Source organism: Streptomyces sp. (genome assembly GCF_031178505.1).
Lineage (GTDB): Bacteria > Actinomycetota > Actinomycetes > Streptomycetales > Streptomycetaceae > Streptomyces > Streptomyces gulbargensis.
Genome location: NZ_JAPSIW010000151.1, coordinates 1 through 11524 on the forward strand (window position 1 = coordinate 1; position 11524 = coordinate 11524).

An 11524-nucleotide genomic window follows, 5' to 3' on the forward strand; every position below is an offset into this window, starting at 1 on the left:
CCTCGACGCCGCGGGCGACGAGGCCGCCGGCCTCACCGCCGTAAGGGAACTGGCGGGCGAACTCGCGCGGGGCGTCCGCCGGGATTCGTAACCCGTTCGGGTGGAACTCGGACCGGGGAGGCGCGGTTGTGCCTCCCCGGTTCGTTGCGTGGGGCGTGAGCGAGAAGAACCCTGACGGTAGGAACGGGAGTGCGCGCGAGCGCCTCAAGGAGCAGCGCGAACGAGAGCAGGCGCGCGAGAAGCAGCGGCGCGTCCTGATCGTGTCCGCGGCGGTGGTCGGCGTCCTGGGCCTCGCCGCGGTCGTCGGTGTGATCGCCGCCGGCGGGGACAAGGACGGCGGCTCCGACAAGGCGGGCCCCGTCGTCGCCCCCAGCGGCGCCCTCGGCGGCGAGAAACCGGCCATCGTCACGGGCCGGCCGGACGCCCCCTCCACCCTCGCGATCTGGGAGGACTTCCGCTGCCCGGCCTGCGCCGCCTTCGAGAACGCCTTCCGGGACACCATCCACGAGCTGGAGGCCTCCGGAGCGCTCAAGACCGAGTACCACCTCGCCACCCTCATCGACGGCAACATGGGCGGCAGCGGCTCCCTGCGCGCGGCGAACGCGGCGGCCTGCGCCCAGGACGCCGGGAAGTTCACCCCGTACCACGACACGCTCTACATCAACCAGCCGCCGGAGCCCGACGACGCCTTCGCCAAGAACTCCAAGCTGATCGAGCTGGCGGCCAAGGTGCCCGGGCTCGACACGCCCGACTTCCGCTCCTGCGTCGAGAACGGCACGCACGACGGCTGGGTGGCCGCGTCCCACGACGCCTTCAAGAAGGGCAGCTTCCGCGGCACCCCCTCCGTCCTCCTCAACGGAGAGGCGATCTTCCCGACCAAGGGGAGCGAGCAGATCTCCAAGGAGAACCTGAAGAAGTGGGTCGCCGAGGCCAACAAGGGCAAGAAGCCGGGCACGGCCTCCCCGCCGGCCGGCTGACCTTTTCGGCCGGTTAGTTACGCAGACGTTGCCGGGTGGGCTGCCGTCCCGCCCGCCCGGCAGGGTAGCGTCGGTGCTGCCATGGACCTTGCCTACATTCCCAGCCCGTCGACCGGCGTGATCAACCTCGGACCGATCCCGCTGCGCGGCTATGCCTTCTGCATCATCATCGGTGTCTTCGTCGCCGTCTGGTACGGCAACAAGCGCTGGATCGCCCGGGGCGGCACCGCCGGCACCGTGGCCGACATCGCCGTCTGGGCGGTGCCCTTCGGCCTCGTCGGCGGACGCCTCTACCACGTGATCACCGACTACCAGCTGTACTTCAGCGAGGGTGAGAACTGGGTCGACGCCTTCAAGATCTGGGAGGGCGGCCTCGGCATCTGGGGCGCCATCGCGCTCGGCGCGGTGGGCGCCTGGATCGGCTGCCGCCGGCGGGGCATCCCGCTCCCCGCGTACGCCGACGCCATCGCCCCCGGCATCGCCCTCGCCCAGGCCATCGGCCGCTGGGGCAACTGGTTCAACCAGGAGCTGTACGGCCGGCGGACCGACCTGCCGTGGGCGCTGAAGATCACCGAGAGCGCCAACCGCGAGGCCGGTCTCTACCACCCCACCTTCCTGTACGAGTCGCTGTGGTGCGTCGGCGTGGCGCTCCTGGTCGTCTGGGCCGACCGCCGCTTCCGGCTCGGCCACGGACGGGCCTTCGCCCTGTACGTCGCCGCGTACTGCGCCGGCCGGGGCTGGATCGAGTACATGCGGGTGGACGAGGCGCACCACGTGCTCGGTCTGCGCCTGAACGTGTGGACCGCGATCGTCGTCTTCGTGCTGGCCGTGGTGTACATGGTCGTCTCGGCCCGGGTCCGCCCCGGACGCGAGGAGGTCGTGGAGCCCAGGGCCGCCGCCAAGGCCGCCGCCGAGGGGGCGGCCGGCGCGGAGGACGGGGAGCGGGAGCAGGACCAGGAGGACGGCGCGCCGGACGCGGCTTCCGGGGACACCGGGAAGGATGCCCCCGAGGGCGCCGGCAAGGGTGCCGAGGGCGCCGGATCGGCGGCCAAGAGCTGATCCGCCGTGGCTGAGGGCCGCCGGGACCGACAGGTCCCGGCGGCCTTTTGCCGTCCCGGTCCCAGGGCTCAGGCCGTGCGGGCGGCCAGTGCGAGGACCCGGCGGGCGACCGCCACCACGGCCGCGTCCACGAAACGGCCGTCCGCCAGGGCCTGCGCCCCGTGCTCGGCGGCCGCGGCCTCGACGACCTCCCGCGCCGCGTCGACCTCGTCCGGGGTGGGCAGGTAGGCCCGCTCGATCACCGGCAGCTGACGCGGGTGGATCGCCGCCCGGCCGAGGAAACCCAGGGCGCGGCCCCGGGCGCAGCCGGCGGCGAGGCCCGCCAGGTCACCGATGTCCGGGTGGACCGACTGCACCGGCGGCGGCAGGCCGGCCGCGCGGGCGGCGACCACGAGACGGCCGCGCGACCAGTCGAGTCCACGGTCCTCCCGTACGCCCAGGTCGGCGCGGAGGTCCGCCTCGCCGAGGGCCACGCCGTGGACGGCGGGATGCGCGGAGGCGATGGCGTGGGCGTGCTCCACGGCCAGGGCGCTCTCCAGGAGCGCGTGGAGCGGGACTCCGGGGGCGAGCTCCGCGATCCGGTGGATGTCAGTGGCGTGTGTCACCTTGGGAAGACGAAGACCGCCGAGGCCGGGGAGGGAGGCCAGCGTGGAGATGTCGTGCGGGGAGTGGACGCGGACATGGACCGGTACGGGAGGGACGTCGGCGAGCAGATCCGCCGTGGCGTCCAGGGCGTACGCCTTGCGGTGCGGGGCCACCGCGTCCTCCAGGTCCACGATCACCACGTCGGCGCCGGAGGCCAGGGCCTTGGCCACCACGGCGGGCCGGTCACCGGGGGCGTACAGCCAGGTCAGCGGCGTGCGGGCGCGGTCCGTCACCGTCCCGCCCGGGTCCGCGGCGTGGCCCGCGCAGGGGGTGCGGACCGTACCGCTCATACCGCTCCCTGGTCGCGCAGGGCGCCGATCTCGGCAGGGGTGAGGCCGAGTTCGGCGAGGACGTCGGCGGTGTCCGCGCCGTGGGGGCGGCCCGGCCAGCGGATCGCGCCGGGGGTCTCGGACAGCCGGAAGAGGACGTTCTGCATGCGGATCGTGCCCAGTTCGGGATCCTCGACCTCGGTGAAGGTGCCGAGCGCCCGGTACTGCGGGTCCTCCACGACGTCCCGCACGTCGTGGACGGGCGCGATGGCGGCCTCCGCCTTCTCGAAGGCCGCCAGGGCCTCGTCCCGGGTGCGGCGGGCGATCCAGGCGCCGACCGCCTCGTCCAGCTCGTCCGCGTGCGCGGCCCGGCCCGTGCCGTCGGCAAACCAGGGTTCGTCGACCAGTTCGGGCCGGCCGACCAGGCGCAGCACCCGTTCGGCGATGGACCGGGCGGAGGTCGAGACGGCGACCCAGGAGCCGTCGGCGGTCCGGTAGGTGTTGCGCGGGGCGTTGTTGCGGGAGCGGTTGCCGGTCCGGGGCTGGACGTACCCGAGCTGGTCGTACCAGAGGGAGTGGGGCCCGATGACGGAGAGCATCGGTTCGATGATCGCCATGTCGACGACCTGGCCGCGCCCGGTCGCCGTCCTGGCGGTGAGCGCGGTCATCACCGCGTACGCGGTGGCGAGGGCGGCGATCGAGTCGGCCAGGCCGAAGGGGGGCAGGGTGGGCGGGCCGTCGGGCTCGCCGGTGATGGCGGCGAAGCCGCTCATCGCCTCGGCGAGGGTGCCGAAGCCGGGGCGGTGGGCGTACGGGCCGAACTGGCCGAAGCCGGTGACCCGGGCGAGGACCAGCCGGGGATTGGCGGCGGAGAGCTCCTCCCAGCCCAGGCCCCAGCGTTCCAGCGTGCCGGGCCGGAAGTTCTCCACGATCACGTCGGCGTCGGCGGCGAGCCGCAGCAGCGTGTCCCGGCCGCCGGGACTCGACAGATCGAGGGTGATCGTCCGTTTGTTGCGGCCGAGGACCTTCCACCACAGGCCCACCCCGTCCTTGGCGGGTCCGTGGCCCCGGGAGGGGTCGGGCGTGCGCGGGTGCTCGACCTTGACGACGTCGGCGCCGAAGTCGCCCAGCATCGTGGCCGCGAGCGGCCCGGCGAAGAGGGTCGCGAGGTCGAGGACGCGCAGCCCGTGCAGGGGGGCGCGCGGGGTGGGCGGAGGAGCGGGGGCGGGGGAGGGCGTGGCGGCGGTCATACGGGGTCGGCCTCCAGGGAGTCGGGGGAGAGGAACGCCGCCTCGATCTCCGCCCGGTACGGCATCGACGTCGACGCGCCCTCGCGCTGGACGGAGAGCGCGGCGGCGGCCTGGCTCCACGCCAGCGCCTCCGGGACGGGACGGCCCTCGCCGAGGGCGACCGCGAGGGCGCCGACGAAGGTGTCACCGGCGGCGGTGGTGTCCACGGCCCGGACCCGCGGGGCGGGCACGGTGACGGGCTCGGTGCCGCGCGCCGCGTAGAGACAGCCCGAGGCGCCGAGGGTGACGACCACCTCGGGCACGTCCCGCAGCAGGGCCCGGGCGGCGGCGACGGGGTCGGAGAGACCGGTGAGCGCGGTGGCCTCGTGCTCGTTGGGGACCAACAGGTCGGTCGTCGCGAGGAGTTCGGGGGGCAGGGCCTGGGCGGGGGAGGGGGTGAGGACGGTGCGGACACCGAGCCGGCGGGCGGTGCTCGCGCCCTCCGCGACGACGGAGAGGGGCAGTTCGAGCTGGAGCAGCAGGGCGTCGGCGGTGCCGATCAGCGCCTCGTCGCCGTGGGTGAGGGAGGTGACGGTGGCGTTGGCCCCGGGGACGACGACGATCGCGTTGCCGCCCTCGTCGTCCACGACGATGTGGGCGGTGCCCGAGGGGCCGCCGGTGGTGCGCAACAGGTCGGTGTCGACCGCGCAGTGCTCCAGATTGGCCCGGAGACGGGCCCCGAAGTCGTCCGCGCCGACCGCCCCGATCATCGCGACCTCGGCGCCCGCCCGGGCGGCGGCGACGGCCTGGTTGGCGCCCTTGCCGCCGGGGATCGTACGGAACGCGCGGCCGGTGACGGTCTCGCCGCGGGCCGGGGCCCTCGGGACGTACGCGACGAGGTCCATGTTGGTGCTGCCGAGTACGACGATGCTGGTCATGGGCGTACTGCCTCCAGGTGGGTCAGTTCGGCCAGGGCGTCGAAGCCGATGCCGTCGAAGCCCGCGACCGAGGTCGAGAGCCGGTTCTTGAGGGGGGAGGTCCAGCGGGCGGGCAGCCGGTCGGGGTGTCCGGCCAGCAGACCGGCGACGGAGCCGGCGGTCGCGCCGTTGGAGTCGGTGTCCCAGCCGCCGGAGACCGCCGCGCAGATCGAGCGCGAGAAGTCGCCGTCGGCGTGGGTGAGCGCGGCGGCGAGCAGGGCGGCGTTCGGGACGGCATGCACCCAGTGGTACCCGCCGAGAGTGGCGTGCAACTGGTCGACGACCGTGTCGAAGCAGGCGGTGGCGCGGGCCGTCGCGATACCGAGGCGGACCGCGCGGGCCAGGCGGGACCGCGGCGGGACCACGCCCAGTCCGGCGGCGAGGGCCTGGTGCACGTCGGCCGTGCCGGAGGCGGCGGCGGCCACGGTGCCGGCGACGAACATCGCGCCGTACACGCCGTTGGCGGTGTGGGTGAGCACCGCGTCCCGGTACGCCTGCGCGGCGGCGGCCTCCGGGGCGCCGGGGTGGGTCCAGCCGTGCACGTCGGCCCGGATCTGGGCGCCGATCCACTCGCGGAAGGGGTTGCGGTGGACGGCGGTCAGCGGGGGTTCGATGCCGTCGAGGAGGTTGCGGTAGGCGATCCGCTCGGCCGTGAAGGCGCGGCCGGCGGGCAGTTCGTCCAGCCAGAGGCGGGCGACATCGGCGGTGGTGAACCCCCGGCCGTACCGCTGGAGGAGCAGCAGGTTGAGCAGGGGGTAGTTGAGGTCGTCGTCCTCGGGCATCCCGTCGACGTTCTCGGCGAGGGACGTGCCGGCGGAGCGGCGGTTCCAGGGGTGCGCGGCGAGGAGTGCGGCGGGGACGCCGCGGGCCGTGAACCATCCGTCGAGCGGCCAGTTGCCGCCGGCGCGGGCCAGGGCACGGAGGGCCGCCAGTGGCAGCTTCTCGACGGGCTTGCCGAGCAGGCACCCGGCGGCCCGGCCGAGCCAGGCCGCGTGCAGCCGTGCCCGGAGGCCGGGGCCGGCCGCGGTGGCGGTGCGGCCGGCGGGGCGGACCGGCAGGATCGCGTCGAGGCGGTCGGGTTCGTCGGCGGCGAGCGGGGAGGGCAGCGCGGCCAGGGCGTCGAGCAGTTCCCCGGCCGGCGCGCGCAGGTGCGGCCGGGGGACGGGCGAGGCGCCGGCGGTGGCGGGCGCGGGCCCACCACCGGCCGCGGCCCAGCGCGCGGCGAACACCCGGACGTCCCGCCCGTCCTCGGCCGCCTGCCGCAGCTCGTGCCCCACGAGGTCCTCCGGCTGCACCCACGTCAGGCGCAGGAGAGCCGGCGGCTCGGCCGCCGTCGCCGCCGAGCCCGCGCCCGGGAGCGTACCGGCGGGGGCGGTGTCCGCGGGCGCGCGGCGGTGGACGCCGGTACCGGGGCCGGTGGCCGGGGCTCCGGGGGCAGTGCCGGGGGTGGCCGGTCCCGGTGGGGCGGCGGGTGCTCCGGGGGGCGGGGTGGTCACCGCTGGGCGCCCGTCAGCTCCGCGTACGCCGCCTCGTGCGCGCGGCGGCGGGCCAGGTCGCGGGCGAAGACCTCATGGGCCACGGCCGCCAGGGCCGCCGCCGGGGCGTGCAGATCGAGGCGGCTCGCCTCCGCCACCTCCTTCGCCCAGTCGGCGGGCACGGCCGGCTCACCGTGCAGGGCGCCCGCGATCGCCCCCGCCATCGTGGCGATCGAGTCGCAGTCACGGCCGTAGTTGACCGCGCCGAGCACCGTACGGCGGTAGTCGCCCTCCCCGACCAGGAGCATGCCGAGGGCGATCGGCAGCTCCTCGATCGCGTGCAGCCGGGAGGGGCGGCGGGCGCCGAGCGAGGGGGAGCGGTAGTCGGGGCCCACCGAGTCGAAGGGAGCGACCGCCGCCCGCAGCGCAGCGAGTGCCGACTCGAAGTCCCGGTGGCGGTCCGCGACCTCGGCGACCGCCTCGATCGCCGCCCTGGTGCCGTCCTTCGCGAGCGACAGCGCCGACTCCACGACGGTACGGGGCGTGGCGCCCGGCGCGCAGGCCGCCGCGACCGCCGCCGCGAAGACGCCCGCCGCCTCGCGGCCGTACGAGGACTGGTGCGCGCCGGCCACGTCCAGGGCCTCGGCGTACGCGGCGGCCGGGTGGGCGGCGTTGACCAGGCCGACCGGCGCCATGTACATCGCGGCACCGCAGTTGACGATGTTTCCGGTGCCCGCCTCGCGCGGGTCGGCGTGGCCGTAGTGGAGACGGGCGACGATCCACTTCTCGGCGAGGAAGATCCGCTGGAGGGGGAGCGCCTCGGCCTCCAGCTCCGGGATCCAGACGGGTGTGCCCATGAGTTCGGGGACGAGATGGTCCGCGACCGCGTACGCGTCGAGATGGTCGCGGACCTTCGCGTAGACGCGGATCAGGGCATGGGTCATCAAGGTGTCGTCGGTGACGTGTCCGTCGCCCTTGTGGTACGGGGCGACGGGCCGGGCGGTGCGCCACTCGTCGCCGTGCCACGGACCGACGATGCCCGTGACGCGCCCGCCGTGGCGTTCCAGGATCTGGGCGGGGGTGTACCCCTCGACGGGGCCACCGAGCGCGTCGCCGACGGCGGCGCCGAGGAGACTGCCGGTGATCCGGTCATCCAGTGTGGGTGTCATGTCGGAATTGTCCCCCTGGGAGGGCCGGTTCCGTGGCTCCCAGCAGTCCGGCGAGTTCCACCAGGTCCGCCCCCGCCAGGCGCGGCAGCGCGCAGCCCGCCAGCGTCCGGCAGGCCTCCCGCCAGGTCGCCGGCACCGAACGGCCGCCGCCCAGCGCGCCGGTGAGGGCGCCCACGAGCGCCGGGGCCGAGTCCGCGACCCGGGACAGGCAGGCGGCGGCCGGGACGGCGGCCGCCATCTCGCCCCGTGCGGCGGTCGCCAGGGCCAGCGCGACGGGGACGGTCTCGGCGGCGGCGATGCCGTAGCTGTAGACGTGGTCCACGATCTGGTGCTCCAGGAGCGGGACCAGCGAGAAGGCCGAGTCGGCGGTCGCCGCGAGGGCCAGGGCGTGCCGGGCGTTGCGGCCGATCTCCGTGGCGTGGGGCAGCTCCGCGAGGGCCGCCGCGACGGCCTCGTCCGCCGCCGCCCCGCCGAGCGCGGCCGCCACGGCCGCCGCCGTCGCCCGGGCGCCGTGCACGCCGTCGCCGTCCTGGGTGTAGCGGGCGTCGAACTCGGCCAGCGCGGCGGCGGCGCGCGGATCGCCCGGATGGGCGGAGGCGAGGACGGCGGCGCGGACACAGGCGGCGTCGTCGAAGTAGTGCGGGTTGTCGTGGCCGGTCGCGGGCGGGCGCAGACCGGTGGCGAGGTTGCCGAGACCCGCCCGGACCGAGATCCGGGCGCGCAGCGGGAGGACGGCGGACTCGACCTCCGGGGCGCGGGCCGCGGCGGCGGAGACCTGGGCCGCGAGGGCGTTCCACGCCCGGTCGACGGCGGCCCGGAGCCGGCGCTCCGGGGGGAGCGCGGCGAAGGCCGGGCCGGCGGCGGCGAGGACCGACTCGGCGGTGAAGACCGCCCATTCGGCGTCGTCGGAGGGGCCGAGACGGAGGGGTTCGGGCGGCTGGTTGAGGGCGAGGGGGACGGGGAGGGTGGTCGTCGCGTTCTGCTCCGCGAAGGTGTCGAGCTCGCGGGTGAGGCGGCGGGTCCACTCCGGCATCCGGGCGGCGCGGTGGCGGGCGGCGGGCCAGCCGGCGGCGTCGCCCGCCGCGATGCCGAGGAGCAGGCCCTCGATCCTCCCGTGCCGGGAGAGCGGCGGGACCGGGCGGTGGCCGGGGGCGGCCGGGTCCCGGGTGGGGTTCTGCGCGGTACGCACGGGGGTGGCCGGGTGCCGGGTCGCCCGGCGGGCCGTCCTGCCCGGGGTCCCGTTCCGCGCGGTCCGCTCCGGGGGCGCCGCCGGGTGCTCCTGGGCGCCGGGGAGGGAGCCGGTGCCCGGCACCGGGGGCTGTGCCCACCCGTCCCGCCCCGCGGGACGCGTGCCCACAGCGGTGGCGGCGGGGGTGGGGGCGCCCGGGCCCGGGGGGCGGGCGCCCGCAGCGGTGGTTGCCGGCGCCGGGGTCCCCGGGCCCGGTTGGCGGGCGCCCGCAGCGGTGGGGGTGGGGGTGTCGGGGTGCGGGGCGCGGGTGTCCAGGGCGGTGGAGGCCGGGGTCGGGGTGTCGGCGGCGCCTGCGTCCGGGGCGGTGGTGGCCGGGAGCGGGCCGTTCGGGCGCGGGGCTGCGCCCGGGGCGGTGGTGGCCGGCGGCGCGGGGGGCGTCGGGTGCGTGGTCATCTGGGGGGCTCCTCCGGGATCAGCAGGTCCGCGGTCTCCAGGACGTGGCGGCCGCGCATCGAGGGGAGGCAGCTGCCCGTCACCGGGCCGATGGCCGAGGCCCATTCCTCGGGAATGCCGCGCAGGCCGCCCGACGCGCCGGCCAGGGCGCCCGCCAGGGCCGCCGTCGTGTCGGCGTCGCGGCCCATGTTGACGGCCGTCAGGACCGCCGTACGGAAGTCGCCGCGAGCCGCCGCGAAGGCGCCGAAGGCGAGCCCCACCGCCTCCGGGGCGAGGTCCGTCCACGGGTAGCCGCCGATGACCACCGCCGAGCGGACCTGGCGCTCACGGACGGCCGGGTCCGGCTGGACGCGCTGCGCGGCGACGACCGCGCGCCGCAGCGAGCGGGCGGTCCAGGAGTCCATGGGGATCACCGAAAGGGCCGCCGCGATCACCGGGGTCACGCCCGCGCCCGTCATCGCCGCCGCGACGCCCGCCGCGACGGCCTGGCCCCCGTAGATGCCCTCGCCCTCGTGGCTCACGCTGCCGTCGATGGCGACGAGCCGGGCCGCCTCCTCCGGGCGGCCCGCCGCGAAGACGCCGAAGGGCGCGGCCCGCATGGCGAGTCCGTCGCTCCAGGCGTGCCGGTGCTGGGCGGAGATGGGCGCGGCGAGTCCCCGGCGGAGATTCTCCAGGGTGCCGCGCTCGGAGAACCCGGCCCCGCGGAAGGGGCCCTCGTCGAGGTCGGCGATCCAGTGGTGCCAGGCCTCCTCCACGTGCCGCACGGTGAGGGCGGAACCGTGCCGGGCGAGGAGCAGCGCCGAGAAGATGGCGTACTCGGTGTCGTCGGTCCCGGCCGGCCGGTCCGTCACGAACCCCTCGACACGGCCCCAGCGGCGGCGGATCTCGGAGGGCCGCAGGTTCTCGGCGGGCGCGCCGAGCGCGTCGCCGACGGCGAGCCCGAGGAGCGCCCCCCGCGCCCTCTCGCGCGTGTCGCATGCCGTGGTCACCATCTCGCGCCCCTTCCTCGGTGGTGGGACTCCGGTGGTGTCCCGATCCCTGGATCCGGACTCCGGTGGCGTCCCGATCCTTGGATCTCTGCCACCCCGGGCCGCGAACCCGCCGCAGAAACGTCTCTGTCACCCGCCTGACGCCTCGCCAGAAGACGGCTCACCGGGTGAGGCACCCCTTACTAAGTACGGCCTGCCTTGCTGGCGCGCCCCTTACATCGCGCGTATTTTCGAGGGTGTTGGGGGCGGCGGGTGCGACCCGGCCCGCCGGAACCGAGGGGAGAACCATGTCCATCATCGAAGCCCAGGCACCACTGCACGAGGCCCACCGCGACAACCACACCCACCGCGACGTGAACGGCGGTTGGCTGCGTCCGGCGGTCTTCGGGGCCATGGACGGACTCGTGTCCAACCTCGCCCTGATGACCGGCGTGGCCGGCGGCGCGGTCTCGTCGCAGACCATCGTGATCACCGGCCTCGCCGGCCTCGCGGCGGGCGCGTTCTCCATGGCGGCGGGCGAGTACACCTCCGTGGCCTCCCAGCGCGAACTCGTGCAGGCCGAACTCGACGTGGAGCGCCGTCAGCTGCGCAAGCACCCGGTGGACGAGATGGAGGAGCTCGCCGCGCTCTACGTCTCGCGCGGCGTCGAGCCCGCCCTCGCCCGCGAGGTCGCGATGCAGCTGTCGAAGGACCCCGAGCAGGCACTGGAGATCCACGCCCGCGAGGAGCTCGGCATCGACCCCGACGACCTGCCGTCGCCGGCGGTGGCCGCCGTGTCGTCCTTCGGCTCCTTCGCGCTCGGGGCGCTGCTGCCCGTGCTGCCCTACCTGCTCGGCGCGACCGCGCTCTGGCCGGCCGTGCTCCTCGCCCTCCTCGGCCTCTTCGCCTGCGGGGCGCTCGTGGCCCGGGTCACCGCCCGCAGCTGGTGGTTCAGCGGACTGCGCCAGCTCGTGCTCGGCGGGGCCGCGGCCGCCGTCACGTACGGCCTGGGCATGCTCTTCGGGGCGGCGCTCTAGCTCCGCGGGGGCCGTGCCGCCCCCTCTCGTTCGGCATCGCGCGGGGGGTGCCCCCCCCCGGGGGGACACACCGCCGA

General features: G+C 76.1%; 10 protein-coding genes. 3 read left to right on the forward strand and 7 right to left on the reverse strand.

Annotated elements, in window-relative coordinates:
• The first annotated feature begins 155 nt into the window (after positions 1 to 155).
• On the forward strand, positions 156 to 977 hold the full coding sequence (locus RIF68_RS13290) for a thioredoxin domain-containing protein (RefSeq protein WP_309051424.1): 822 nt from the start codon (positions 156 to 158) through the stop codon (positions 975 to 977).
• Positions 978 to 1058: 81 nt separating this feature from the next.
• Positions 1059 to 2036 carry a prolipoprotein diacylglyceryl transferase gene (lgt, locus tag RIF68_RS13295; RefSeq protein WP_309051425.1) on the forward strand — a complete coding sequence of 326 codons (978 nt, stop codon included), beginning with the start codon at positions 1059 to 1061 and terminating at the stop codon, positions 2034 to 2036.
• 68 nt (positions 2037 to 2104) lie between these two features.
• On the opposite strand, the gene RIF68_RS13300 is transcribed toward lgt, so the two are convergent.
• The 7 genes from RIF68_RS13300 to RIF68_RS13330 form a co-directional block, all read right to left on the reverse strand.
• Positions 2105 to 2971 carry an aldolase/citrate lyase family protein gene (locus tag RIF68_RS13300; RefSeq protein WP_309051426.1) on the reverse strand — a complete coding sequence of 289 codons (867 nt, stop codon included), beginning with the start codon at positions 2969 to 2971 and terminating at the stop codon, positions 2105 to 2107.
• Positions 2968 to 4200, reverse strand: coding sequence for a CoA transferase (locus RIF68_RS13305; protein WP_309051427.1), 1233 nt, complete (start codon positions 4198 to 4200; stop codon positions 2968 to 2970). The genes RIF68_RS13300 and RIF68_RS13305 overlap by 4 nt, the downstream gene beginning before the upstream one ends.
• On the reverse strand, positions 4197 to 5117 hold the full coding sequence (gene rbsK, locus RIF68_RS13310) for a ribokinase (RefSeq protein WP_309051428.1): 921 nt from the start codon (positions 5115 to 5117) through the stop codon (positions 4197 to 4199). The genes RIF68_RS13305 and rbsK overlap by 4 nt, the downstream gene beginning before the upstream one ends.
• Entirely contained in the window at positions 5114 to 6466 is a 1353-nt protein-coding gene (locus RIF68_RS13315) for an ADP-ribosylglycohydrolase family protein (RefSeq protein ID WP_309051432.1), read from the reverse strand. Before RIF68_RS13315 ends, rbsK begins: the two co-directional genes overlap by 4 nt.
• Before the next feature lie 182 nt (positions 6467 to 6648).
• Positions 6649 to 7800: an ADP-ribosylglycohydrolase family protein gene (locus RIF68_RS13320; protein ID WP_309051429.1), complete on the reverse strand. Its 1152-nt coding sequence runs from the start codon at positions 7798 to 7800 to the stop codon at positions 6649 to 6651.
• Complete coding sequence (locus tag RIF68_RS13325) at positions 7781 to 8989, reverse strand: ADP-ribosylglycohydrolase family protein (RefSeq protein ID WP_309051433.1); 1209 nt, start codon at positions 8987 to 8989, stop codon at positions 7781 to 7783. Before RIF68_RS13325 ends, RIF68_RS13320 begins: the two co-directional genes overlap by 20 nt.
• Positions 8990 to 9438: 449 nt before the next feature.
• Positions 9439 to 10434, reverse strand: a complete 996-nt coding sequence (locus RIF68_RS13330; protein WP_309051430.1) for an ADP-ribosylglycohydrolase family protein — start codon at positions 10432 to 10434, stop codon at positions 9439 to 9441.
• A 284-nt stretch (positions 10435 to 10718) separates the two neighbouring features.
• Between RIF68_RS13330 and RIF68_RS13335 the strand changes: the two genes are divergently transcribed.
• Positions 10719 to 11447: a VIT1/CCC1 transporter family protein gene (locus RIF68_RS13335; protein WP_309051431.1), complete on the forward strand. Its 729-nt coding sequence runs from the start codon at positions 10719 to 10721 to the stop codon at positions 11445 to 11447.
• The last annotated feature ends 77 nt before the right edge of the window (positions 11448 to 11524 follow it).